The organism is Micromonospora sp. S-DT3-3-22, from assembly GCF_015354745.1.
GTDB lineage: Bacteria > Actinomycetota > Actinomycetes > Mycobacteriales > Micromonosporaceae > Micromonospora > Micromonospora wenchangensis.
Genome location: NZ_JACGMO010000017.1, coordinates 12121 through 37447 on the forward strand (window position 1 = coordinate 12121; position 25327 = coordinate 37447).

22 protein-coding genes and 1 pseudogene are annotated in these 25327 nt (G+C 70.8%); 11 read left to right on the plus strand and 12 right to left on the minus strand.

All coding sequences use genetic code 11. The annotated features are described in order from the left end of the window. Window positions 1-146 precede the first annotated feature (146 nt). Window positions 147-1088, plus strand: coding sequence for an AEC family transporter (locus H1A17_RS07265; protein WP_194821452.1), 942 nt, complete (start codon window positions 147-149; stop codon window positions 1086-1088). 114 nt (window positions 1089-1202) lie between these two features. On the opposite strand, the gene H1A17_RS35515 is transcribed toward H1A17_RS07265, so the two are convergent. The 4 genes and pseudogenes from H1A17_RS35515 to H1A17_RS07285 form a co-directional block, all read right to left on the minus strand. Continuing rightward, window positions 1203-2600: a transposase gene (locus H1A17_RS35515; protein ID WP_194821453.1), complete on the minus strand. Its 1398-nt coding sequence runs from the start codon at window positions 2598-2600 to the stop codon at window positions 1203-1205. A gap of 187 nt (window positions 2601-2787) precedes the next feature. Beyond that, window positions 2788-3680, minus strand: a protein-coding gene (locus tag H1A17_RS07275; RefSeq protein ID WP_375372796.1) for an IS5 family transposase whose coding sequence is annotated in 2 segments (ribosomal slippage) — window positions 2788-3333 and window positions 3336-3680 — 891 coding nt in all. Because the reading frame shifts where the segments join, the coding sequence is not laid out codon by codon here. 95 nt (window positions 3681-3775) lie between these two features. Beyond that, window positions 3776-4554, minus strand: a pseudogene (locus H1A17_RS07280) (transposase family protein). 72 nt (window positions 4555-4626) lie between these two features. Then, entirely contained in the window at window positions 4627-4929 is a 303-nt protein-coding gene (locus tag H1A17_RS07285) for a hypothetical protein (protein WP_228543069.1), read from the minus strand. A 79-nt stretch (window positions 4930-5008) separates the two neighbouring features. Between H1A17_RS07285 and H1A17_RS07290 the strand changes: the two genes are divergently transcribed. The 3 genes from H1A17_RS07290 to H1A17_RS07300 all read left to right on the plus strand — a co-directional run bounded on the left by H1A17_RS07290 (window position 5009) and on the right by H1A17_RS07300 (window position 8107). Beyond that, a complete protein-coding gene (locus H1A17_RS07290) occupies window positions 5009-5320 on the plus strand; it encodes a hypothetical protein (RefSeq protein ID WP_194821454.1) in 312 nt (103 codons plus the stop codon). Between the two features lie 66 nt (window positions 5321-5386). Further along, window positions 5387-5974, plus strand: coding sequence for an ATP-binding protein (locus H1A17_RS07295; RefSeq protein ID WP_145922705.1), 588 nt, complete (start codon window positions 5387-5389; stop codon window positions 5972-5974). Window positions 5975-6655: 681 nt separating this feature from the next. Then, window positions 6656-8107: an RCC1 domain-containing protein gene (locus H1A17_RS07300; protein WP_194821455.1), complete on the plus strand. Its 1452-nt coding sequence runs from the start codon at window positions 6656-6658 to the stop codon at window positions 8105-8107. Window positions 8108-8535: 428 nt separating this feature from the next. On the opposite strand, the gene H1A17_RS07305 is transcribed toward H1A17_RS07300, so the two are convergent. Together H1A17_RS07305 and H1A17_RS07310 are read right to left on the minus strand one after the other, a co-directional pair. Then, window positions 8536-9048: an O-acetyl-ADP-ribose deacetylase gene (locus tag H1A17_RS07305; protein ID WP_194821456.1), complete on the minus strand. Its 513-nt coding sequence runs from the start codon at window positions 9046-9048 to the stop codon at window positions 8536-8538. 55 nt (window positions 9049-9103) lie between these two features. Then, window positions 9104-9655, minus strand: a complete 552-nt coding sequence (locus H1A17_RS07310; protein ID WP_194821457.1) for a hypothetical protein — start codon at window positions 9653-9655, stop codon at window positions 9104-9106. 185 nt (window positions 9656-9840) lie between these two features. On the opposite strand from H1A17_RS07310, the gene H1A17_RS07315 reads away from it, so the two are divergent. After that, window positions 9841-9999 carry a hypothetical protein gene (locus tag H1A17_RS07315; RefSeq protein WP_194821458.1) on the plus strand — a complete coding sequence of 53 codons (159 nt, stop codon included), beginning with the start codon at window positions 9841-9843 and terminating at the stop codon, window positions 9997-9999. Here H1A17_RS07315 and H1A17_RS07320 read toward each other — a convergent pair. From H1A17_RS07320 to H1A17_RS07330, 3 genes are all read right to left on the minus strand, one after another. Next, on the minus strand, window positions 9983-10432 hold the full coding sequence (locus tag H1A17_RS07320; RefSeq protein ID WP_194821459.1) for a hypothetical protein: 450 nt from the start codon (window positions 10430-10432) through the stop codon (window positions 9983-9985). The genes H1A17_RS07315 and H1A17_RS07320 overlap by 17 nt on opposite strands. Window positions 10433-10521: 89 nt before the next feature. Continuing rightward, window positions 10522-11778, minus strand: coding sequence for a hypothetical protein (locus H1A17_RS07325; RefSeq protein WP_194821460.1), 1257 nt, complete (start codon window positions 11776-11778; stop codon window positions 10522-10524). A gap of 442 nt (window positions 11779-12220) precedes the next feature. Next, entirely contained in the window at window positions 12221-13027 is an 807-nt protein-coding gene (locus tag H1A17_RS07330; RefSeq protein WP_194821461.1) for a hypothetical protein, read from the minus strand. 922 nt (window positions 13028-13949) lie between these two features. Here H1A17_RS07330 and H1A17_RS07335 point away from each other — a divergent pair. From H1A17_RS07335 to H1A17_RS07345, 3 genes are all read left to right on the plus strand, one after another. After that, entirely contained in the window at window positions 13950-14354 is a 405-nt protein-coding gene (locus H1A17_RS07335; protein WP_194821462.1) for a VOC family protein, read from the plus strand. Further along, window positions 14351-14632: a helix-turn-helix domain-containing protein gene (locus tag H1A17_RS07340; protein WP_145919123.1), complete on the plus strand. Its 282-nt coding sequence runs from the start codon at window positions 14351-14353 to the stop codon at window positions 14630-14632. The genes H1A17_RS07335 and H1A17_RS07340 overlap by 4 nt, the downstream gene beginning before the upstream one ends. A gap of 108 nt (window positions 14633-14740) precedes the next feature. Next, complete coding sequence (locus H1A17_RS07345; protein WP_194821463.1) at window positions 14741-15403, plus strand: hypothetical protein; 663 nt, start codon at window positions 14741-14743, stop codon at window positions 15401-15403. Window positions 15404-15628: 225 nt separating this feature from the next. On the opposite strand, the gene H1A17_RS07350 is transcribed toward H1A17_RS07345, so the two are convergent. Both H1A17_RS07350 and H1A17_RS07355 read right to left on the minus strand, forming a co-directional pair. Then, window positions 15629-16333 (minus strand): hypothetical protein, encoded by a 705-nt coding sequence (locus H1A17_RS07350; RefSeq protein WP_194821464.1) that lies wholly within the window; start codon window positions 16331-16333, stop codon window positions 15629-15631. Between the two features lie 295 nt (window positions 16334-16628). Then, entirely contained in the window at window positions 16629-18782 is a 2154-nt protein-coding gene (locus H1A17_RS07355; protein WP_309236720.1) for a 2Fe-2S iron-sulfur cluster-binding protein, read from the minus strand. Window positions 18783-18952: 170 nt separating this feature from the next. On the opposite strand from H1A17_RS07355, the gene H1A17_RS07360 reads away from it, so the two are divergent. Then, on the plus strand, window positions 18953-19582 hold the full coding sequence (locus H1A17_RS07360) for a TetR/AcrR family transcriptional regulator (RefSeq protein WP_145919126.1): 630 nt from the start codon (window positions 18953-18955) through the stop codon (window positions 19580-19582). A gap of 86 nt (window positions 19583-19668) precedes the next feature. Here H1A17_RS07360 and H1A17_RS07365 read toward each other — a convergent pair whose 3' ends face one another. Beyond that, entirely contained in the window at window positions 19669-21090 is a 1422-nt protein-coding gene (locus H1A17_RS07365) for a DUF4153 domain-containing protein (protein ID WP_194821465.1), read from the minus strand. Window positions 21091-21106: 16 nt separating this feature from the next. Between H1A17_RS07365 and H1A17_RS07370 the strand changes: the two genes are divergently transcribed. Both H1A17_RS07370 and H1A17_RS35520 read left to right on the plus strand, forming a co-directional pair. Further along, window positions 21107-21454, plus strand: a complete 348-nt coding sequence (locus H1A17_RS07370) for a hypothetical protein (protein WP_194821466.1) — start codon at window positions 21107-21109, stop codon at window positions 21452-21454. A gap of 52 nt (window positions 21455-21506) precedes the next feature. Further along, window positions 21507-25163 (plus strand): WD40 repeat domain-containing protein, encoded by a 3657-nt coding sequence (locus H1A17_RS35520; RefSeq protein WP_194821467.1) that lies wholly within the window; start codon window positions 21507-21509, stop codon window positions 25161-25163. Window positions 25164-25327 lie beyond the last annotated feature (164 nt).

Below are 25327 nucleotides of genomic sequence, written 5' to 3' on the forward strand. Positions count from 1 at the left end.
CGAGGCGATGCTGATGGCGGGGCACACGGGGACGCCGACCATCGAACGCGGCGATCCCTCGTCTTCCCGGCGGGAAGGCTGCCGTGGGTCGCACCCAGACAGCTGGACGCCCGCCGTTGCCTGGGCCGGCGGCTGGTGACACCCGGATGAGCCTGGTGTCGGCGTTCGTGCCGATCTGGATTCTCACCGTGATCGGCTATGCGGCCTGTCGATGGGGACTGCTGGGCGAGGCGGGGGCGGCGGTGCTCGGCCGCTTCGTGTTCCAGCTGGCGATGCCGGCCGCACTGTTCCTGGCACTGTCCCGGATGCCGCTGTCCGGGTTCGCCGGCCCCCCGCTGCTCGCCTTCGCGGCGAGCACCGCCGCGGTGGTCGGGTTCGGGTGGTTCGGTGCGAGCCGGCTGTTCGGCCGCGAGCCTGGCGAACGACCTATCTGGGGCATGGCCGCCGGGTACGTCAACTCGGCGAACCTCGGCATCCCCATCGCCACCCAGGTACTCGGCGACGTGGCGTTCCTGGCGCAGGTGGTGCTGCTACAGGTGCTGGTGGTGGCACCCGTGATCCTGGTCGCACTGGACCGGCACCGCGACCCCGCCGGGCGGATACGGGTCCGCCGGATCGCCTCCCTGCCGGTACGCAACCCGGTGATCCTGGCGTCGCTGCTCGGTGTCGCCTGTTCGGCTGCCGGCCTGCGGCTGCCGTCGGCGGCCGACGCGACACTGACTCTGCTGTCGGGCGCCGCAGCTCCGGCCGCCCTGGTCGCGCTCGGCGCGTCGCTGCACCACACGACGCCGTCGCGCGACGATCGGGCCGCGCCGGCTGGCCGGGCCGCGCCGGCCGAGCTGGCCGTGATCACCGCGCTGAAGCTCGTCGCGCAGCCGGCCGTCGCGTACGCGGCAGGGCTGGCCCTGCACCTGCCCGCGCCGCAGCTGCTCGCAGTGGTGGTGTGCGCGGGCCTGCCGACAGCGCAGAACACGTTCATCTTCGGCCAGGAGTACGGCGTCGGCGAGGCGGTGACCAGCCGCGCGGTGCTGCTGACCACGACACTGTCGCTGGCCACCCTGGCCGCGGCAGCGGCCCTGCTCAGGTAGGTCCGTCGACGGAGACGTCCGGTAACCATGCTGAGCGACACCGACCGTGGCGCTGGCGGCCGGACCTTCCGATCATCGCCCGGCGAGCTGATCCGGAGTATCTGGCCGGGGGGCCTAGCCCAGGATCGCCTCGATCAGGCGCATGGTGCCGTCACGCTCCCAGGTCGACTGGTAGTTGGCGACGGTCGGGCCGGGTGGATAGTGCGCCGGCATGTTCGCCCAGGTGCAGCCGGTGCGTCTGCGGTGGTAGATCGCTTCCACGATCAGCCGGCGGTCGTGCAGCCGGCTCCGGTGCGAGTCGCCGCCCGGCAGGATCGCCTCGACCTGCCGCCACTGCTCGTCGGTGATGCCGCCCAGAGTCGACTGTCCGCGCTGCTCGACCCGCTCGGGCCGGCGGGATGGTGGTCGCGGCACCTCGACGGCTCTCGGTGCCTTGACCGGTTCCGGCGGTTCCGCACCGCCCTGCCGGCTCTCCCTGGACAGCAGCCGGGCCCGCACCGCCGCCGCGATCTGTTCCCGAACCGGCAACGGCTGGGCCGGCGGATATCCGGTGAAGCCGGGTTCGAGGGCGGCGGTGAGGAGCCCGCAGGCCTGGCGGAGCTGCTCCCACTCCGGGGCGAGGGCCAGCAGGTGGGCGGTCTCCGGATCGTCGGGCTGCCCCTGCGGCCCGCCGAACGCCTGGAGGCGACCCAGGATCACCGGTTGACGGTGGGCGTACCAGGCCAGGACGCGGGCGATGGCATCGTGCACCGACGACCGGTACTCCTCCTGGTACGGCCCGGCCAGGTTGAACGCGTACGCCTGCGTGTTGTAGTCGGCCATGTCGGCGGCGAGGTCCGGGCAGTCCGCCAGCGCCTGCGGGAACTGGGCGGGGTCCAGGTAGTCCAGCCACCGGGGCACCGGCTGGTCGCCGCCGTCGGGTGCCGGGTCCCCGGGCTGACCGGGCAGGTCCGGTTGCGCGACGGTGGCGGTCAGATACCACTGCCGCAGGTGCTCGTCACAGGCTGCGGCGAAGTACGGCAGGTACGCCCCGGCGACCTCGCCGGCGAGGGCCTCGGCGGCGACCGACCAGAGGGCGAACGTGAACCCGGTGTCCACCTCGAACACCTGCGCCAACCGGGCGACCAGCGCGTACATGTCGTCGATCTGTGCGAACTCCGCGACGAGCGTCGGATCGACTTCCCTGAACGCCACCGCCAGGGGGTGGTCGACCCACGGCGGCCGGACGGTGTCCACCAGCGCGACGACGAGGTGGTCCCGGTCCAGCTGCCCACTGGCGTGCTGCTGGAGCAGCGTGATCGTGGCCAGGCTACGGCGCAGCTGGTCGACGCCGGTGTGGGCGGCCTGCTCGTCGGCCCAGGCATGGAACATCGCCAGGCAGGTGCCGTTCTGCTGGGTCTCGGCCCAGGTGAGGCGCTGGAAGTACGCCGGCTCGTGCTCGGCGATCCAGGCGAAGGTCGTAGCGAACGTGTGTTGCCATGGCGCCGGCTGGACGTTCTGATGGGGATGCACGCCTGTCTCCCGGTCGGTGGGCGGGTCCGCACCAGCGTGCGCCGGATCTGCCGGCCCGTTCCCCGGTCGCCGGCCGGTCCTGCGGGCAGTCCGGGTTGCCCCTACGGGCAGCGCGGCGCCGGCCAGTGCGGGCGCGGCGACGTCGAGACGCGGTGCCCACCGCCGAAGGCCAGTTGAACAGATCCGTCTAGGTTCTGTCTCGCGGATCTTGGTTGTCGGGGACGGCGCGTAGCCAGTCGAGGGTTTCGACCAGGTCGAGGGTGGCCTGGAAGTTGGCGGCCAACTTGTCGTAGCGGGTGGCGAGTCCTCGCCAGTGTTTACGCCGGTTGAAACCACGTTCGACCTGGTTGCGGCACTGGTAGGCGACCGGGTCGAATGCTGGTGGTCGGCCGCCGCGTCGTCCCCGCCGCTTCCGGTTGGCGATCTGGTCGTTGGGCTCGGGGATGACCGTGGTGATCCCCTTGCCCCGCAAGGCGGTCCGGTTCGCGCGAGAGGAGTACGCCTTGTCACCGGTCAACGAGTCAGGCCTCGTACGTGGCCGGCCCACACCGCCGGGACGGGGCACCCGGACCTGCTCCAGCAGCGGGATCAGTTGGCGGGTGTCGGCTGCCTGACCAGGGGTGATCCGGGTGGCCAGGGAACGACCCCGCCCGTCAGCCAGAGTGTGGATCTTCGTGGTGAGACCGCCCCGCGACCGGCCGATGGCCTGCGCTGCCCGCGACTCCTCCCGGCTCAGCCCCCTTTACGGGCACCGGCGGCGTGCTGGTGGGCACGCACGATGGTGGCGTCGACCTGGGCGTTCCAGTCGATACCGTCGTCGAGTTCGGCCAGGGCGATGACGTGGGCCTTCAACCGGGCCCACGTCCCGTCGGCCGCCCACCGGCAGAACCGTCCGTGAGCGGTCTTCCAGGACCCATACCGTTCGGGCAAGTCCCGCCACGGCGACCCGGTCCGTTTCACCCAGCAGATCCCGTTGATGACCTGCCGATGATCCCGCCACCGCCCACCCCGCAGCGGCTGCGCCGGCAACAACGGGGCTAGCACAGCCCACTCGTGGTTCGTGAGATCACCTCGCGCCATACCAGCCTTAACGAGCGAGACTCATGATCCGCAAGACAGAACCTAAAGGACGTCTCGTAACTCGGTGAAGGCGTTGCCCGGCACCGGTGTTGGTGTCACCCGGCGAGGATGATGTTGTGGAGGTGGGCGATGCCGGAAGCGGTGTCGGTCAATGTACGGGCGGCTCGGCGGTAGTCCCGCAGGATCTTGAAGGTCTTCATCCGAGCCAGGGTGTGTTCGACCTGGGCGCGGACGGTGCGGTGCTGCTTGTTCAGGTCCGCTTTCCACTGGGGTAGTTCGCTGCGGTCGGCGGGTTTGCGGTACGGGATGATCACGTCGGGGTTGCCGCGGTAGGCGCCGTCGGCCATGACCGGTCTTCCGGTGAGTTTCTGGTTGATGCCGGAGGTGCGGTAGACGATGGTGTCGTTGCGTTGCCGGGTTGCGGATCGCCGAGGGCCACGACGAGGCGGGTGTGGGCGTCGATGGCGACCTGCAGATTCGTGCTGTAGCGGTAGTTCTTGCTCGGGGCGGCCAGGCGGTGGTCCCGGGTGGGGATGAGGGTGCCGTCGACGATGGTGATCTGCTCGACCCTGCGCCGGCGTCCCGGGGTGAGGGCGAGCAGGGGGCCGAGGGTGTCGATGACCCGGTGCGCGGCGGAGTGCGACACCCCGAACAGGGGGCCGATCTGCCGCATGGTCAGGTTCGTGCGCCAGTACGCGGCCACCAGCAACACCCGGTCGGCGAGGTCGAGCGACCACTGCCGGCCCGGCCGACCGTCAGCGATCGCGTCACCACCACGCTCGGCGACCAACCTGACCAGTCTGCGGAACTGGGCGGGCTGCAGCCCGGTGAACGGGAAGATCCACTCCGGGCGAGCCGCTGAGATCACCTGCACCCCGACATAATCCACCATGGACCGGACACCGAGTTACGAGACGTCCTTTAGACGAGTAAGTCCGAAATCGGGTCAGTGGTCGTAGGCGATCAGGGACCTGGTCACGGGCTGGCCGGTGGCCCGGTTGTGCCGGATCGCGGTGGTCATCGCGAGGATTCGTTGCGCGACCCACAGGTCAGTGTCCGCAGCGACCGCCCGGATGGCGCGTTTGAGCAGTGGTACCGCCGCCCGGAGGCGTTTGTTGTAGCCGGACTCGAGCAGGTACGGAAACGCCCCGGGCAGATGCCCGGGGACGAACCGCAGCCAACGGACCTCGGAACGCACCCCGAGCAGCACCTGCGCGACCGTCAGGGTCAGCAACTCCGCGTCGGACAACGTCGGTGGCTGCCCGGTCCTCGCATGTACAGTGCGGTCAGAATGGTGTTGAGGTCTGTCGTCACGCGATGATGGTGGCGTGAAGGCGATCTACCCTGACGACGGCGGTGGCGACCGAAAGGCGGATCCCGGGGCCGTGCCCGGTCTGCGCCCCGCGCCCGAAGCTTCGGCCGACGCCGCGTCCCGCACGCTTGAGGTCGATGGGGAGACGTTTGTGCTCCGCTCGAACGGGCTGGGCGGCACCGACTACGCCTGGGTCAGCGGGCCGAACCCCGGCTACGGTTTTGGCGTCAGCCCGACGACGAACCTGTCGCTTGACGAGCACACCAAGAACATCCGTGACTTCCTGAACACCGTCGATCCCGGCACCGGATACATGGAAGACGAGTGAGCCGGTACGACGGCTCGGCCGTGCCGGCGTGAGCCTATGATCAGCGAGATCGTGAAGGGTGGGGCAATGAGGGTCGCGATCTCCGGGACGCACGGAATCGGAAAGACCACCCTTGTCGAAGCGTTGTGTGCGCGTCTGCCGGGACATGCCATGCTCGACGAGCCGTACTACCTCCTGGAGGAACAGGGGTACGAGTTCGATTTCCCGCCGTCGCGGGAGGACTACCGGGCGATGCTGGCCTGCTCGGTGCGGAGCATGCGGTCGCCGTCACCCTCCAAGGTCGTGTTCGACCGCACACCGCTCGACTATCTCGCCTACCTGGCCGCGAGCGGAGCGGACCCGGTGGAGGAGGCTGACGCCTCCGCGTTACGTTCCGCGTTCGCGACGCTCGATCTACTGATCATCGCGGTGATCACGCCGGAGAGCGAGCGGGTTCTGCCCGCCCCGGAGCTGCCCGGCCTCCGCTCGCGAATGAACGACGCGCTTCGGGAACTCGTCTACGACGACCCCCTCGATGCCTGGAACGACACTCCTGTCCTGGAGTTGAGTGGACCGCTCGACAACCGGCTGAAGGCGATCCTTGACGTCCTCGAACCACCAGCGGCGGGTCCGGGGACGACCGAAGGCGGTGCAGGAAGGCCCTGGCCAGGGTGACGATGCGCCCCTGCCCCGTACGACGCACCACCTGATCGCGCACCCCATGTGGTGGATCCGGACGTTGTCGGGGATCTGGAGCCCGGTCGGAGTGCTACCGAGGCTTGACGGTCACCGCGGCACGACGCGACGGATCGCCGCGATCTGGCTGGCCAGTTCGGAATCGTGAGCGATTGTCATCGAGCTCAAGGGCTCCTGAGTAGGTGCTCAGCGGCGTGTCGTTGCTTCAGGCAGGACGGAGCCCTCCGGGTGGGGCAGCGGTTGGCCAAGACGCGCTGCCAGGCGCGGGGGCATCATGGCTGTTCCTGCGAGCATTCCGCTGTCCACGTGCAGTCTGACCTGCCTGATCACGCGATCGAGGCGGGTGCGCGATGGTTCGACGCGAGAAGAACACGCGACCGTTCGCGAGTATCTAACTTATTCGACTCCGCTATTTATCTCCGCGTTGCATGGGTCTATATTCTGGGTCACGAATCCCTGTTGCTTGAGCTGCTTGCCAGGGAGGTGAGATCTACTCCAATTCTCGTGGCATCCCTCCCGCCCCTCACCCCTGTCCCCGTTCTGGTCTTGCCTGTGCGGCGTGCCGGATCCGGGGTCTGTGCAGCTGCGCGCCTGATCCGCCGTCAAGGTCCGGGCAGTCAGGTGGCCAGGAATTGAATTTGCCTCGGTCAGGAGAGGGAGATGGGTGGATTCTGTTTTCCCGAAGACATGTCGGCCGTGATGATCGGCACTGCCCGACGCGCTGCCGTCACTGGCGTGCTGGTGGTGCTGGCTCTGGTCGTGGTAGTCGGTGACGCCTCGGTCGGTGGGGCGAGGGGAGCGCCGGCCAGTCGAGCCGCTGCGCCTGTGGTGGCCCAGCGACCAGTGGCCCAGCAGGCTCCGGCCGAACTCGGCGCAGTGACCGCCATCGCCGCCGGCTACGGACACAGCCTTGCCCTGCGCTCGGACGGCACCGTCCTCGCCTGGGGCGAGAACAGTGAAGGTCAGTTGGGTGACGGCACCCTCGATCCGAGTGTCACTCCGGTGCGGGTGTGCGCCGTCGGTCAGGTCGCCCCCTGCACCCGGTTCCTCACCGGAGTGATCGCCATCGCTGCCGGGTTCGTGCACAGCGTGGCCCTGCTCCGGGACCGCACGGCCGTCGCCTGGGGCCAGAACGTGACAGGCCAGCTTGGCGACGGCACCTTCACGAATCGTTCGGTTCCGGTGCGGGTGTGCGGGGTGGGGGAGGCCGCGCCGTGTGGCCAGTTTCTCAGCGGGGTCAGGGTCGTCGCCAGCGGCGGCGGCGGCCACAACCTCGCTCTGCTGGGTAATGGTGCTGTCGTCGCCTGGGGTTCCAACACCTTGAGTCAGCTCGGTGATGGCACCTTCACGAATCGTTCGGTTCCGGTACGGGTGTGTGCGGTGGGTGAGACCGCCCCCTGCGACCGGTTCCTGACGGGGGCCAGGTCCATCGCGGTAGGGGAAGATCACAGTCTGGCCGTGGTGGGGACCGGCCACGCCGTCGGCTGGGGTTTCAACGGCGCCGGTGAGGTCGGCGATGGCACCAACGACGAGTTCCGTCCTATTCCGGTGCGGGTGTGTGCGGTGGGGGAGACCGCCCCCTGCGACCGGTTTTTGTCCGGGGTGAGCGCCGTAGCGGCCGGCACTTTCCACAGCATGGCGTTGCTGGGCAGCGGCAGTGTCGTTTCCTGGGGCTACAACGTCGAGGGCCAGGTCGGTGACGGCACACGCGAGAACCACCGGCTCGTTCCGGTGCGGGTTTGTGCGATGGGGGAGGTCGCACCCTGTGATCGGTTTCTGTACGGGGTGCGGCACATCGCCGCGAACGGCTTTCACAGTATGGCGCAGCTGAGTAGCGGAGGCGTTCTGACATGGGGCTACAACGGCCGTGGAGAACTCGGCGACGGTACCCGGGTGAATCGTCTGACGCCGGTGCGGGTGTGTGCGGTGGGGGAAGTCGCGCCCTGCGGTCGATTTCTGATCGGAATACGGGCGATCGCCGCCGGCATCGCCCACAATCTGGCGCTACAGCCGAACTACACCGTCGTCGCCTGGGGGTTGAACAACTACGGTCAGCTTGGCGACGGCACTACTAGTGACCGTCCCGTTCCGGTGCAGGTCCTGGCATCCTAGAGTCCCGACAAAGTCGCCAGGTGATGCCAGTGGTGCCAGCGGGCGGGTGCTGTCTCGGGCGTGATGTCGGTTGGCTCGCGGCACGCGGTCAAAAGTGGCTGAGGTCCCTACGGCAGGCCGGCGCCACCGTGACCGGCCGGCTACGGCGAAGGCGTGAGCGAGCGGCTCACCACCCTGGCCGCTGGCCGCATCGACCGGGCTCTGGACGCCACCCCGATCGCTGGCCGGGCCGACCGCCCCGGCGAGGCCAGACCGTCCGGTAGTGCGCTGCCGGCCTTGATCGACCTGATCGGCGACCCCGACCGGGTCCTGACCATCTCGGACTTCGCCGCCGCGGCTGAACTCGGTACCCGGAGGCTGCGTAAACGGACTGAACGCCAGGTGCGGGCGCGCTCACCGGATGGCGAAAAACGCCTCGTCCCGGCCGGTCAGTCGGCTGTGGCGGTCAGCGCGGCGTGCAGGTGCTCCCGGGTGTCGTCGTCGAAGGCGACGAGTCGTACCCGGTGCACGTTCGTCGGCGTGGACCTGAGCGTCGCCACGGCGATCCGCGCCGCCCGCTCGGCAGGGAAGCCGTACACACCGGTGGCGATCGCGGGGAAAGCCACGGTCCGGGCGCCCAACTCGTCGGCGACCTGCAGACTCCTGCGGTAGCAGGAGGCCAGCACCTCGTCCTCGCCGTGGCCGCCGCCCTCCCAGACCGGCCCGACCGTGTGGATGACGTGCCGCACCGGCGGGTCGAGGTCGAACGCCGACGTCGGCATCGCCTCACCGGGCGGGCAGGGGCCGATCGCGCCTCCCGCCCGGGCCAACCGGGGACCGGCGGCGCGGTGGACCGCCCCGTCGACACCACCGCCACCCAGCAGCGACTCGTTCGCGGCCGTGACGATGACGTCCACGTCCTCCCGCGTGATGTCGCCCAGCACCACCTCGATCGTCGCCACAGCAGAATCCTGGCACACATCGGACGACCACGTCGTCACGACCGCGCCAGCTGTGTCAACCACCGGTCACGGCACGCGGCCGCTCCGTCGGCCGACCAGCGCGACCCCACCCCCGCCGCCGGCCGGCGGTGTTGATCCGGGCCAGGATGCCGTTCTCCAGGGCCGCCCACGGGGCGCCGTCGGGTCCGAGGGTGATGCCGTGCGGCTCGGAGCGCGGGGTGGGCAGGTCATGGACTTCGATCGTCCCGTCGGTGGTGACGGAGCCGACCCGGCTACCTGCCCACTCGGTGAACCACAGGTCGCCGCTGCCGCTGGTGGTGATGGCGTGGGGGCGACCTGCGCGGTCGGGTAGCGCAAACTCGTCGATCGTGCCGTCGGGGGTGATCCGCCCGATCTGGCCGGCGGCGATCCCGACGACCAGACGGCTGGTCGGGGCCGGCGGTGATCCCCACGGGGCGGCGGCTTGCGTGGGTAGCGGGTGCATGGTGACGGTGCCGTCGGTGTCGATCCGGCCGATCGCGTTCGCCTGGTTCATCGTGAACCACAGCGCGCCGTCGGGCCCGGACGCGATGCCGTACGGCCCGCCGTCGCGGCTGGGTACGGGCAACCGGGTGGTCTCGCCGTCGGTGGTGATCCGGCTGACGCGGTGGGCCGGGACTCGGTGATGGCTTCCTCAAGCTGGCGGTCGATGCGCAACCGTTCGAGGATGCGTTCATCATCGAGGACCTTCCCGCCACACCCACGACCCTCGACTGGGTCTACGTGAGCCCAGCGCTCAGGTTCGGCGCACAGATGCCCGCCGAACGACTCGGTCGTTATCGGCTCGGCGACGAGGTCGTGGTGCAGCCCGAGGACGGCGGCAGAATCTCCGCTGCGGACTACGCCCTCGGCTTCGTCGACCTCATCGAGAAGGGCGACCACCACCGGACACAGGTCAACCTCGGACACTAGTTCGGCAGTTCAGCGGGGTGATCGACGCATTGGCGGCGTCGTCCTGCGGATGACGGTGGTGCCGTCTGTCCGAGCGAGGCGAGGATGAGTTCCCGGGTGGCGTGGACCGTGGGGGAGTAGCTGCCCGGGTCCCGGCCGATACGTTCCGCGCCGGCGCGCATGGCCCGCTGAGCAGTTCCACCACGGGGTGCACGTCGCCGACGTCGCGGAACTCGCCGCGTTCGATGCCGTCGCGTACGACGTTTTCGACCTCGACGACTATCGCGTGGAACGGGCTGTCCGGCCCCTTCGGCAGGTCGGCGAACGGCGGGCCGGAACCGGGCCGGAACATCAGTTGCAGGACCTGGTCCTGGAACGCGGCCAGGACCGTCTCGATGATCTCCCGCATCCGCTGTGCAGCCGGTTCGGTGCAGCGTTCGGCGATCGTAGCCACCCGCTGCACCGTGGGCTGACCCACCCGCCGGCCGCGGCCTGCGCGACCGAGTGGCTCACCTCAGCCCGACGACGTACGCCTCAACGGCGCTACGTGATGTCGAACAGCTGCTTCAGCCGGGCCTCGATCAGGGGTCGGCCGGCGGTGGACACGTCGTAGTGGCCGGCTCCTTCGAGGACGGCGAGGTTGATGTCGTTGTCGTTGATCAGCATCTTGTTGACGGTGTCGTAGGTGACCGTGGCCGGGCTGGTGATGTCGTCGGTGCCGTACAGCCAGAGAATCGAGCCCGGCAGCGTCGAATTCTCCAGCCTGCCCTGGTTCTCCGCGTAGAACCGCTTGTTCTCCGGCAGCGAGTTCGGCGTGTCGCCGCGGATGCCGGGGTAGGTGGTCAACCGGTGCGCCGGGGATGCGTTCAGGTAGTTCTGGATGTCCCGTTTGACCAGGGCGTTGAGATCGTCCAGGCAGGTACGCCAGTTGTCGCGGTAGAACCTCAGCATGTTGGGGCCGTAGATCGTGGCGGGGTCGATGTCGTAGCCCGCGTAGCGTGCGGTCCTGGTGAAGTAGATGGTCTCCGCGTTGGCGAAGACGAGTTGTTCGATCTGGTGTTCCGTCGGCGGGAGCCCGGACCGCGAGGCCGCCGCGATGTCGTTCCACAGGACCCGGTTCATGGCAGGCACGTCCGGCACCGGAGCGAGGGTGATCGTGCCGCGGTACTCCAGGTCGGGGTCGGCCATGGTGGCCCGGTCGGAGTAGTACGCGGCGGCCAGAGCGGCGAAGCCACCTTCCGACCAGCCGGCCGGCACCCACTGACCCGACAGTTGGTCACCGAGAAGCCGCTGCGCGGCCACCGCGGCGAAGACCATCGAGTTTCCCTCGCTGGACAGCTCGTAGTAGCCGTGCCCCTGCGGGACACCGTCGGCCACCGGGCCGAGTCCCTCGTAGTCCGGAGCGATCACGGCGATGTTCATCTTCAGGATGGACGCCAGCAGGGAAGCGTTCGGCCCGTCGGCCCACCGGCCGTGCTCCTGGAGTTGCACGCTCGGCGCGCACTCCGGGGCCCACCCGACGGTGCCGTGCCCCCACACCACGAGCGGCCACCCGCCGGCCGGAGGTGCCTGCGCGGGCAGGAACAGCATGGCGGTGGCGTTGATCTGGCCGCCCCGGATACCGGGCATGCGGTAGACGACGAGTTGACCGTCGGCCACGTCGGCGATCACCGACGGCACGTTACGCAGCGGCGTGGGGGCGCCGACCACGTCCCCGTCCGCGGCCATCTCGACGGTGCCGGTCGGACCACCATCGGCACCCCACGCCGGGGTGACGGGGAGCAGCAACCCCACCAGCACCACGACGACCGGAAGTCCGCGCCGGACATGACCACGCCGTCCGCGTGATCCGATGGGGCAACTGATCATCGTGCTCCCGTCGTCGTGAGTTCCCGCGACCGCTCCCGCAGGGGTCATCCACCGCCACCGACGCGGCCCGTCGCGTCGTCCGCGCACCACCGGCAGGCCCTCCGGCTGTCGGGAGGACGTGCCGTCAGGTGTGACGGGCCCGCAGGCCGGATCCTCCGGACCCGGTGCCTACGGGTCGAGAATAAGCCGGTGCGGTCGGATCAGAGGGTGTTTTCCGGCCCGGCCCGGCCCGGCGACCGGCCTGTCCGGCTCCACGACCACCCACCGGGCCGTACCCGGGCGGCCCACCGCCACGTCGCGCCCGGCCCACGCCGTGCGGGGCACCTCTACCCGGCGATGTCCTCCGTCACCGGGTCGACCCGACCGACCGGCATCATCCGGGCGACCCGGCGGAAGGCTCGCTCAGGAGCACGACGGCCATGGCACCCTGGCCCTCACCGAACTCCCAGCCGGCGATCACCCTGCTGCCCGGCAGGTCGGCGATCGGCTGCACGTCGCCTGAGCATTCACCGGGGCCGAGGTAGTACGCGCCGGTTATCCGTGCCCAGTGGGCGTCGAGGCACAGCCCGCGCAGGTGCCGCCGGAGCGCGTCGTCGCCGATCTGGTCCAGGGTCGATTCCCAGCGGGGGTCGACCACACTCACCTCGGGCTCGACGTACCCGTGCCGCACGAGGCTGTCGCCGATGTCGCACAGGCCGTCCGGAGCGCTCATCGTCCACGTCGCCGCGCGCATCGCGTCCAGCAGCGAGCCGTCCGTCCGTGGCCGCAGGAGCAGATGGGGGTACCGCCGGTAGCCGTCGGGGCTGAGCTCGTCGAGACTCAGCGAGCCGGCCTGGAGCGCCCGGCCGATGTCCCTGCCCCACACCACGGCCCGGCCGTTGTCGGTCGTGGTGGTGATCAGCGGCTGGAGCGCGGCCGGCCGCACGTCCGTGGCGATGAATGCCGACCTGGGCAGGTCGGGCACCCAGCGGTCCGGATAGAGCCCGTCACCGCCGAGGTCGCCTGACCTCCCGTTGACGTCGGCCACGAGTTCTCCGGGATCGAGGTCCTCGATCGCCTCGCCGGCGGTCTCGTCGTCGTAGTGGAAGACCGCGTACGTGCCCGCCGTGTCGAACTCCGCCAGCGGCCGGCCGAGTAGCAGGCCGAACGCGTGACCAAGCAGGTCGTCCCAATGGGACACACCGTCTCCTTCGGGTAGCTGTTGCCCAGCGCGACCGGCGACCGGGGACCGCTGACAGGAGATGATGCCAGCCCCGCATCCGCGGCTGCACAACGCAGGTACGCCAGACAGTTCCGCCCCTGCCGTTCGCGCCCCGTGATCCGTTCGTCGCCCGGTCAGCGCAGCCGCACACGCCAGCGGCACCACCGCACCGCAGGCGGGCCGGGAATCTGCGCGGTCACCGCTGCGTGAGGTCCGCGCACCACCAGCGAGCCATCCGACGTGCAGGACGAACGGAACACCGTCCGTCGTACGGACTGCGCGGCCCGCAACGACGCATCGCCCCCGACCACCGAACCGGGCAGCGCCTTTCCGCCGTCCGGCTCGGCACCACCTTGTCCGCACGACAGATCAGCAGCCGCTCCTGTGGGTGCCAGCAACGTCCTCTCCGCGTACGCCCTGTACGCCGGCAAGGTGCCTGCCACCTCGATGCAGCTACTCGCCTACATGGCCGCCGTGTCGAGAGACGACGACGCCCGCCCCTGGTTCGGGCGGGGCCACCACGCCCTCGCCGCGTCCGCCCTCCGCCGGGGCCGGACCGGACCCCTCACCCGGGCCGACATCAAGGCCGTCGAACGGGCCACCGGTCCCCAGCACCGACCGGAAGGCGTCCCTACGGCGCGACGGCACCCACACCGTCCGGTACCGCCTGCACCTCGACGCCCCCCCACGTCCCCCGGATATCGGGTGACAGAGGAGCCAGGAGGAACCACGAGGAGCGAGGCGACCCGGGAAGCACCTGACAGAACCTTGTAGCCGTGGTGCAGGCCGCCGCTGACGCCGCACGCGGTGGCCGACGACATGTCGACGCAGGCAGTCGCCGACCCTAGTGCGGGGCGAACACCGCTTGACGGTTCACTTGCATTTTGCAAGTATGGCCCGCATGAGCCTCTTCATCACCTGCCCGGTCGAGAGCGTCGAGCGCGCAACCGCCTTCTACACCGCCCTCGGCTGGACCCTCAACGCCGAGATGTCCGACCACAACGTGTCGTGCTTCGCGATCGCCCCGGAGCAGTACGTCATGCTCGGCAGCCGCGAGATGTACGCGAGCGTCGGCGGAGTCGAAGAGCTGATCGGCGGACCTCAGACGCCCTCGAAGGTCACGGTCTCGTTCGACCTGGGCAGCCGGGAGGCGGTCGACGAGCTCGTCGAACGCGCCGGCGCTGCTGGCGGGCGGATCGGTGACACCGACGACTACCCCTTCATGTACCAGCGCCAGTTCGACGACCCCGACGGCTACCACTACTCACCGTTCTGGATGAAGGCGGACGCCGATCCGACCGCGTGAGCGACCTCGCCGCGGCCCTCGACATCGTCGGAGCACGATGGGCCCTGCTCATTGTGGAACGGCTGCTCGACGGGCCACAACGCTACGGCGATCTGCAACGCGACCTCGGCGTGCCGACAAACATGCTCGCGACACGTCTGCGCGAGCTCGAAGCGGCTGGCGTGCTGATCCGCCTGCCCCTTCGTCACAACACCCGGGCCTACGCGCTGACCGATCGCGGCTTCGCCCTGCGCGAGGCGATCGTCGCACTCGGCAACTGGGGCAAGTGCGACACCTAGTAGGGCGGCCGCCGCTCGGATCATCGCCAGAGTTCCAGGACGCGCGACGTCGGCACTGCTCAACCCGATCGTTCACGGGAGGCGGAGTATGCAGAGCACGGTAGAGAGATGACTGCTACCGCAGGCGGTCCGCTGGTACGAGACATGACGCCGCGCCAAGCGGTCGACTTACGGGTGCACCACTGGCTGATGATCGTGGGGGCACTCCTCACCGCCGTAGCCCTCCTGCTGTTGTCGCTTCTTCCTGACCCGCCTGCCGAGGCCGTCGCGATGTCGGCGTGGGTCGAACACGGCCACTCGTTACTGTTGTGGAGCAACGAACTGCTGTTCTTCGCGGTCATCTGCTGGGGAGCCGGTGCGCGCGGTCTCTTCAGCGCGGGCCGGGCCGGCCCGTCGGCGCGGATCGACGTGGGAGGGACCGCTCTCACGGTCGCCCTCGTCGCGCTCGTCGTCGTACTGCTCGCGGTGGGGCGTCTTTCTCGCCTCCGTCATCGGCGCCGAGAATTCCGGCGACGCGACGGAAAGGACGAGTACCACTGGCGGCGGACCCCATTGACCGTGAGTGTGATCAGTCTGGTGTCGGCCGGGTCGTCGTCGGTGGCGTCGGCGGCGCAGATCGTCAGGACGGCGAGGGCGGCCAGGACGAGGCGGCCTGTGCGGACTCACGCGGCTCTCACGGCAGGCCGCCGGTCCTCGGGTGCACTCCAGCAGCATCCAGACGTCGAACCCGCCGTCGTCCGCTGTGATCAGGGCCTGTCGGTAGGCGAGTAGGCCAGGCCCGTGCTGCTGGAGCCCCCTCCGTTGAACTGCCGGGCGGCCTCGCCCGTTCCGCTCCTGCCTGCGGCAACGTCTTACCGACGGCGTCCACCAGGCCGCTGACCCGCACGCCGAGATCCCCGCCTGCGGCTACCAGGGCGGCTTGCGGGTGCTGCGGGACCGGCTCGGCATCAACCGAGTGGCCGGCCAGCGATCCAGCTCGCGCTTGCTCGTTTCCGGCTACAGTCCGACCTTTCCCGTTGCCCAGTAGGGCCGCGTGGTGATCGCGCGTCGGTCGAGGAGGCCTGCGCCGACGAGTGCTTCTCGTTGGCATTGGATGGACTGGGCATGCCCGAGCAGGAGCGCGCCGTCGATACCAGTGAGCTCCTCGCGGCGAATCGACTCGTCGAGCCACGAGCGGATCGTGGCCCCAGGATTGTCTGCGAGCGCGGCGAGGAATCGGTAACGCGGCCATCGCTCACGGAGCTGGTCGACCGCGTCGGACGGAGCCTCGACCAGAACGGTCGGCGCGTGAGGGGCGGCGCTGGCGACGGCATCGAGGGTTCCGAGCGCGGAGCCGTCGCCGATGAGCAGCCGCCGAGTGCCGGTCACCCTCAACGGGACGTAGCGACCGGCCAACAGCGTGGTTTCCGTCCCCGGGCGCAGGTTCTGCAGCCAGCGCGCACCCGGTCCGTCGCCGTGCAGGACGGCGAGAATGGTGATGCGGTCGGCTGCTTCGACAGTGCGGACGTTGTAGCGGCGTCCCTCTGTCGGAGTGGCGCGAACCTGCACCTCGTGGCCGGGCTGCCACCCGCCCGCCGGCGGCTCGGCGTGAAACTCGACTTTCAGGAAGTGAGGCGCGATCTGCGCAGCACGCAGCACGCGCGCTCGACGCCCCATAAAGGTCTCGGCGAGTTTGCCGACGAGGGCCGGTGCTTTAGGCATGAGCGTTTCTCCTTACGAGGGCTCAGGGCATTCGCGGTGGGACGGGCCCTGGTGAGCGGGGTTGTCATTCGGCGGCGGGGCCGAGCTGGTTCGCGTCGAGCGCGGTTGTGCTGCGGGAGATGGCCGGCCGGCAGCAGCTCTCCTCCGTGGAGGTCGGCGAAGACGAAGGGCAGGACGCCGATCATGGTCAGTGCGACTCCGCCGGCGACCACGAAGCGCCCGTCGAGTCCCCAGCCCGGGCGTGACCACCACGCCGTCGACCTGCAACCCCGACGATCTGCCACCGGTGTCCAGATCAGCCTCGGCCACTCGTCGTGGAACGCCCCTGGTCGGCGACGTCGACGGTCACCGCGGACAGGGGCTGGCCGACACACGTCAGGGTGTAGCCGGCCGCCCGCTGCTGCGGGGTGAGACAGTTCGGCTCGCTCAACACGACCTCGCCGTGGCGAAGCCGCACGACGCACTCGCCGCAGCTGCCGACTGTGCAGGAGAACGGCAGGTCGATCCCGGCGGCGAGACCCGCGTCGAGCAGACTCTGGCCGGGCTCGACCGTCCCCGTACCGACGGTCTGCCCGGCCGCTTCCACGGTCATCGGCTGCGGCGTGGTCGTCGCGATCGTGGTGCCGGCACCCGAGGTGAACGTCTCGTGGTGCACCCGCGCGTCCGGCACGCCGAGGCCCGCCAGCACATTCCGCACGGTGCCCATGAGCGCCTCGGGACCGCAGACGTAGTAGTGGGCGTCGGCGGCCGGCGTGCGGCCGGTGAACCAGTCCACCAGGCGACCCGCGTCGAGTCGGCCGTCCCGGCCGGTCAGGACGTGGGTGACGGACAGCCGGTCGGGGTGCTCCGCGGCCAGCCGGTCGAGGTCGGCGGAGAAGATGACCTCGCCGGCGTCCCGGCTGCTGTAGAGCAGCGCGATCCGGTCACGGCCGGCCCGGTCGGCGAGCCGCGTACGGATCATGCTCATCATCGGCGTCACGCCGCTGCCGGCGGCGACGAGCAGCATCTCGGCCGGCGGCTCGGCCTCGGTGTGGAACGTCCCGGACGGGCCACGCAGGGCCAGGCGGTCCCCGACGCGCAGCACCCGGTGCACGTGGCTGGACAGCCGACCTCCCTCGACGTGCTTGACGGTGACCTCCAGCCGCGTCGCCCCCGGCGCGGACGAGGCCGAATAGGCGCGCCGGACCGGGCGGCCGTCGACCTCGACGACGAGCGTGAAGTACTGGCCGGGCCGGAACGCGAAACCGCCTGGCCGCCCGGCGGCGTCTTCAAGGACGAGCGTGACGGTGGTCGGCGTCTCCCGCCGTATCTCCACGACGCGCACCTCCCGTAACGGACTCCCGGCCCGGTCGCCGTCGGGTCGCCGCCCGTCCGCGATGTCGGCGTAGCCCTCCTTACGCAGCCCGGAGCGGTAGGCGCGGCGCATCACCACCCGCAGCAACCGCGACAGCCCCGGGATCGCGCCGATGACCCTGACCAGCACCGCAGGCGGCCCGCCCGGCGCGGTCGCCGAGCCCGCGGCGAGATGCTCCAACGCGATCATGGTGAGATCCGGCGCGGTCCTGCGGTCGAGGTGTGCGCCGGGATGCCACAGCCGGGCCCGGGCCACCGCGTCGCTGCCGGCCACCTCGGCGTGCTCGACGTCGATGACGAGCGCCGCGTGCGGTGCCAGCCCGCGCAGCGCGAGGGTCCGCAGCAGGGCCGGGTCGTCGGTTATCCCGCCGCTCCCGCGTACGTGCAGCACCCCGCTTCGGCCGGGCACGAGCGCGGCGAAGGCGAGCCGCTCGTCCTGCAACAGGTTGTGCAGCGTGTCGGCGCGCTTGTTACCCCTGCGGTCCGGGAGCACGAGCGTCCGACCGTCGAGGACCCGGACCACCGTCCCCTGGTCGCCTCGGGGACTGGTGTCGCTGCCGCCCTCGGTATCCCAGCTCGACAGGGCGAGGAACGGCGCTGCGGCCAGGAACTCGGCCACACCGGGTGCCCCCAGCGGCTCGTCGGCGGCGATCTGCGGGGCCGGCGCGGTCGCGGTGGGTGGCTGCCACAGGCCGGAACGGAGGACAGCCTGCGCGCAGTGCACGTACGCCTGCCTGATCGCCACCGTGGTCCGTGCTCCCTGCTGGGAGGTGACCGTGCCGTTGACGCGCAGGACCTCGCCGACGCCGGGCATCAGGAAGAACATCGACGCCGGCCCGGGGGCGGCGTCGGCCCCGGGGAGGGCGAACGAGATCCGCGTGGGGGAGTGGACGTGGGCGAACCCGGCGACACCGCCGACGAACGTCGTCCGGCTCGTGCCGCCGGTGTCGCGGTAGCCGAACGCCGCGATCGGGCTGTGGGCCAGGACGGTGCGGCAGCCCGCGTCGAGGGCGCCGACCTGCTTGAGCATGACCGCGGAGGGCGGGCGGCCGACGAGCGCCTCGACCTCGTCCACGGTCGTGAGTCGATGCAGCACTACGGTTCCTCTCAGCCGGGCGCGGGGTGAACCACGTAGCCGGCGCAAGGTGCCGTCGGCTGTCGGTGCACCGAATCGACGACACCTTGTTTCAGCAGCTCAGGGCACTATTATGAGCAATAGCTCAGTTCTTTGCCTACTCGCTTTCCGCGCCCCGGAAGGACCATCGGATGCCGTCAGCCGACCGTCGTCTCCAGCCTCGTCGCGAGCCCCGCCAGGTGCGGGCCGAGCTCACCCGGGAACGCATCCTGGCCGCCGCTGCTCACATTTTCAGCGAGTACGGCTACGCCGCCGGCACCACGAACCGCATCGCCGAACGGGCCCGGATCTCCATCGGATCGCTGTACCAGTACTTCCCGAACAAGGACGCGATCCTCGCCGCGCTGCTGGTACGGCACATCGACCGCGGCACCTGGACCCGGGCCGACGAACTCGACCTGTCCCCGGGCACCCTGGCAGCGACGGTCCGGGCCCTGGTCCGCGACGCGATCGACAACCACAGCGAGGACCCACAGCTACTGCGCATCATGATCGAGGAAGCACCGCTGTCACAGGAGCTGCTCGACACCATCGACCGGCACGGCAAGCAACGCGTCACCCAGATCCGCGACCTGCTCGCCCTGCACCCGGACGTCCGCGTGACCGACCTCGACACGGCAGCCGAACTCATCGTGTTCACGGTGGAGATCAACACGCACAAGCTGATGGCCGACCCCCGACCGATCCCGGTCGAACGATTCGAGCGCGAGCTGGCGAACATGGTCACCCGGTACCTACGCGGCGATCGACATGCGGAATGACTGCCACCGGCGTGCAACCGGGGCCGGCCCCGGTCCAGCTCGCCATCTGGACGGACACACACGCAGAGCGTCGTCAGGCCGGGAGCTCAGTCAGCGTCAGGCAGGTCGTACCGCCCGTACGCCGCCGAACACGGACCCAGGGCCTCATCGCCGAGGTGGGCCCGGGCGGTGGCGCGGCCCAGGTTCCACTCCTGCCACGCGTCGCGCCGGTCGGACCCCGACGAGGGCGCCGAGCCGCCGGTCAGTTCGTTGGTGATCGCGGCCAGCGCGCAGGAGCGGTACGGCTCCGGCAGCTTCCGCAGCGCCGGAACGGCGTCGGCGGACAGGGTGCTGAGGTAGTGCACATCGATCCCGTGCTTCGCGAACCGGTTCACGTTCTGTTGGGCGATGAACGCGTCGGGATTGAGCACGGCCAGGCCGATCAGCGCGCCGACGGCCGCGGCGAGGGCGGCCCGGGGCACCCATCGTCCCCGCAGCTTGATCCCGGCCACCAGGATGAGCAGGAAGAGCACTCCCAGCCACAGTTCGCCGACGGTCACCAGCAACCGTTGCCGGGTGAACCCGTACGCCTGCTCGTAGGCCGCCATCCGGGAGAGGGCCGAGGCGACGATGACCAGGGTCAGGGCCGACAGCAGCCCCAGCAGCGTGCGCAGCAGCACCCGGTCGGACGCCGTGGCCCGGGGCGCGATCTGGGCCGCCACGCCCACCACGATCACGGTGAGCCCGGTGACCACCAGTAGCTGCCAGAAGCCGGCTCGGGCGTACTCGGCGTACGTCAGCCCGGCGGTCTTCGCCACGTGTTCACCGCCGCCGAACAGGACCGTCGCCTGGACCGCGACGAAGCCCGCGAACAGCGCGACCAGCCCGCCGACCGGAAGGGCCCACTCGACCCGCCGGACCAGCCCCAGCCGCGACCCCGGTTCGGGCACGGTCGTGCCGGTCAGCAGGCCGTAAGCCGCGACCGCCGTCACCACGACGGCGGCCACCGCCGACCCCAGCCACCGCACCAAGCTGCTTCCGTCGACCGACGGGATCAGCACGGACAACACCTCGGCGAACGCCGCGTCCGCCTCGGCCAGCAGGAACCCGAACACGGCCAGCAACGCCACCGCTACCAGCCCGGCGATGATGGTCCGTCGGGCCGCGCCCCGATCCTGAACCTGGATCCTGATCGCGTCCCTGAGCAGCCATCGCAGCGCGGCCGGCACCGAACCGACCACCCGCAGCGGGGCGGCCACCAGGCTGCCGGCCGACCAGCGATCGGCCAGGGCCACGCAGCCGACCACCCCAGCGGCAAGCATGCACAGGACGAACAGCCACTCCGCCGCGCGCACCGCGCCCACGGCGATCAGCGCCACCACGGCCACGGCCTCGCCGGCCCGGACCGCAGTACGACCGGACCACACAAAACCTCGGCCGACCGAGACCACTATCGCGGTGGCGACGGCGAGAGCGGTCAACAGCCACCCGATGCCCGGCCGGTCCCACGACAGCGCGACGGCCGCCACGATCGCGGCGCCCGCGGTGGCGGTGATCGCCGCTCGGGGCCGTGGCGCGGGCGTGGCTCCGGGCGGCCCGGACTCGGGCGACGAAGGCTCGGTCGAGGACGACGCTGAGGACGACGGCTCGGGTGGCTCGCCCGGTGGTGGCGTGGCGCTCGTGACGGGCAACGACATCAGATTCCCTTCGGACGCGGTGACGCGGCTTGCGGATCTGTGTCTAGTGGGCGGCGGGTTGTCCGGCTTCGGGAGTGCGGTATGGACAAACAACAGTGGACAACCGATTCGGCCGCTTCTGTGTATCGAGGTTGTCCGGTTTCCGGATGCGGGAACTAAACAACCGCCGACCAGGCGATTCGACGACGGCCGCTGATAGCATTCGCATCTGTCGTTGGGGGTGGGAAATGCCGCGTCCGGAGCGTCCGGTGGATCCGGGCGAGGGGCCGGCGCAGCGGTTCGCCGTCGCCTTACGGGAGCTGCGGCAGTCAGCGGGCAATCCGACGTACCGCGTGTTGGCCAAGCGGGCGCACTACTCGGCAACCGCGCTGGCGCAGGCCGCTGCGGGTGACCGGCTGCCGACCCTGGCGGTGGCGGTGGCGTACGCCCGCGCCTGCGATGGCGACCCCGAAGAGTGGACGGCCCGCTGGCGGAGCGCGGTCGCGGAACTGGACGCTGCGGCGCCACCGGCGACCGGTGCCTCCGATCAGGCCGGGGACCGGCCGCCGTACCTGGGCCTGGCCGCCTACGGACCCGACGACGCGGACCTGTTCTGCGGTCGGGACCGCCTCGTCGCCGACCTCACGGACCGGCTGGCCCGGCACCGGTTCGTCGCGGTGGTCGGGCCGTCGGGCTCGGGTAAGTCGTCCCTGCTGCGGGCCGGTCTGCTGCCGGCCTGGTGCGCGAACGAGGAGGTGCGGACCGTGGTGATCACCCCCGGTGCCCACCCGGTGCGGGAGCTGGCGGATAACCCGGTGGCGGGCGTCGACGTTCTGCTGATCGTCGACCAGTTCGAGGAGGTGTTCTCCCTCTGTGCGGACGAGTCCGAGCGGGAGACCTTCATCCGCGCGTTGCTCGCGGTGGCGGGCGAGGTGGGCGGCCGCACCCGGGTGGTAATCGGGTTGCGGGCCGATTTCTACGCGCACTGCGCCCGCGTGCCCGAGCTGGTGGCGGCGCTGCAGGACGCGCAGCTGCTGGTCGGCCCGATGACGCCCGAGGAGCTGTCGGTCGCCGTCACCGAACCGGCGGCCCGGACCGGGCTGATGGTGGAGAAGACCCTCGTCGCCACGATCATCGCCGAGGCGGCGTCCCGGCCGGCGGTGTTGCCGTTCGTCTCCCACGCCCTGTGGGAGACCTGGCGGCGGCGGCGCGGCGCCGGACTGTTCCTGGCCAGCTACGAGGCGGCCGGCGGCCTGGACGGCGCGCTCGCGCAGTCGGCCGACCGGGTGTTCGGGGAGCTGGACGAGGAGCACCGCCGGGCGGTCCGACGGATCCTGCTGCGGCTGACCGCGCTGGGCGACGGCACCGAAGACACCCGCCGGCGGGTCGCCCGCGCGGAACTCGGCGACGACGCCGTCACCGCGCACGTCCTGGAACGACTCGCGGCGGCCCGGCTGGTGACGATCGGCGAGGACACCGTGGAGATCGCCCATGAGGCGCTCATCCGGGGCTGGCCGACGCTTCGGGACTGGCTCGCCGCCGACCGCGAGTCGCTACGCGCCCACCGCCGCCTCACCGGTGCCGCCACCGACTGGGCGACGCACGGCGAGGACGACGCGTTCCTGTACCGGGGCAGTCTGCTCGCGGGCTGGGCCGACCGGGACACCGAAGCCCTCAACGGGACCGAACGCGATTTCCTCGCCGCCAGCCTGGCCCGGCAGACCCGCGAGCACACCCGCCGCCGGCGGCGGCTGCGGGTCACCATCGGCAGCCTGGTCGCGGGCCTGGTCACGGTCAGCCTGCTGGCCGTCCTCGCCGTGGTGCAGACCGTCACGGCGAATGCCCAACGTGACCTCGCCGTCGCCGACAGTCTGGCCGCCCAGTCGCGCGCGGTGCTGGCGACCCGGCCTGACCTGGCGAACCTGTTGGCGCTGGCCGGGCTCGGCCACTCCGTGACGGCGCAGACCGTGGCCAGCGCGCAGGCGGCACTCTCGGCCCCGATGCACGTCGCGCGGCCACTGATCGGGCACTCCGGCGCGGTGACCGCCGTCGGGTACAGCCCCGACGGCGGCACCGTCGCCACCGGCGGCGACGACGGCACCGTACGGCTGTGGACCGCCGGCCCGACCGCCGTGCTCACCCAGGGCAGTGCCGTGACGGCGATCGCCTTCACCCGGGACGGACGCCTGCTGGCGACCGGGGGAGTCGACGGCACCGTGCGACTGTGGGATGCGACCACCCACCGACCCCTCGGCACGTTGACGGGTCGCGCCGCAGTCAACGCGGTGGCCTTCCATCCGGACGGTACGACCGTCGCGACCGGGCACGCCGACGGTGCCGTCCGGCTCTGGGACACCCGCACCGGCCTTTCCCGGCCCGTGCCGGTCGGCCACGACGGCCCGGTGAACGCGGTGACCTTCGACCGCACCGGGCTGATCCTGGCCACCGGCGGGGACGACAACACCGCCCGGCTGTGGAACACGGCGACCCGTCAGACGACGATCCTCTCCGGCCACACGGGCGAGGTCTTCGCGGTCGCACTGAGCCCGGACGGCACGACCCTCGTCACGGGTTCCGCAGACGGCACCGCGCGGATCTGGGACGCCACGACCCACGAGTCCCGGGCCAGTCTCGTCGGGCACACCCGCGTCGTGCGGGCCGTGGCGTTCGGAGCCGACGGCCGCACCGTGGTGACCGGAAGCTGGGACGGCACCGCGCGGATCTGGGACACCACCACGCACCAGCCCCTGGCCACCCTCACCGGCCACACCGACGAGGTGCTCGCCGTGGGGACGAGTCCCGACGGTACGACCGTCGTGACCGGCAGCCGGGACGGCACCGCCCGCACGTGGGACACGAGGACGAGCCGGTCCGTCGCCACGCTCGGGGGCCACACCGGCTACGTCGACGCGGTGGCGTTCAGCCCGGACGGCCGGACCGTCGCCACGGGAAGCAGGGACGGCACCGTCCGCCTGTGGGACACCGCCCGGCACGGTCAGCTCGCCGTCCTCGACGCCCGGGCCGGCTTCGTCTTCACCGTGGCGTTCAGCCCGGACGGTACGACCCTTGCCACCGGGCACAAGGATGGCCGGATCCGACTCTGGGACACCAGCACCCGCCACCAGAAGGCCACCCTCACCGGGCACACCGACGGCGTCGCCTCCGTCGCGTTCAGCCCCGACGGCCAGCTCCTGGCCAGCGCGTCCACCGACGGAACGGCCCGGTTGTGGGACCTGACCACCCGACGTGCGTCAGCCGTGCTGACCGGCCACACCGGCTGGGTGGACGCCGTGGACTTCAGCCCCGACGGCAGCACCGCCTCGACCGCCTCGACCGACGGCACGGTCCGGCTCTGGGACTCTGACGCCGGCAGCACCATCGTCACCCTGGCGCCCGGGGCCGGCCACCTGAACGCGGTGGCGTTCAGCCCGGACGGCCGGACCCTCGCCATCGCCCCCGCCGACGGCACCGCCCTGCTGTGGGACATTGCCGCCCGTCGCGTGGCGTCCGTCCTGACCGGACACACCGCAGAGGTGAACGCGGTCGCGTTCAGCCCGGACGGACAGACCATCGCCACCAGCAGCCGGGACGGCACCACCCGCCTGTGGGACCGCGACCGAGGCCGGACGATCGTCGGTCTCGCCGGTCACGTCGGCTGGGTCACGGCGGTGGCCTTCAGCCCGGACGGCAGGACGCTGGCCACCGCCTCCTGGGACCACACCGCCCGCCTCACCCCCACCCCGGACACCTGGCCCGCCGAGCTCTGCCGCCGAGCGGGACGGAACCTGACCGACGGCGAATGGGCCTACCACGTCGGGTCGGAGCCCTACCGGCGTCTCTGCCCCGAGCTACCCTCCGGCCAGGGAGCCGACCCCACCGCGCCCGCATCGACCTACCCCGGCCTCTGGCCTTCCGCCGGTGGCTGACTGACTCGGCGTCTGCGCTGTTGGCGAGCGGCGCTGGTGCGGTGCCATGACGGCGTCGGGGTACCGGGCCATCGCCTGCCCGGGGCGGTGGCCCGACCACGTGTACATCACCGGCCGGAAAAGGAACTCATCATGACGGCGTCCGGGGAGCAGGTCGTCCCAGC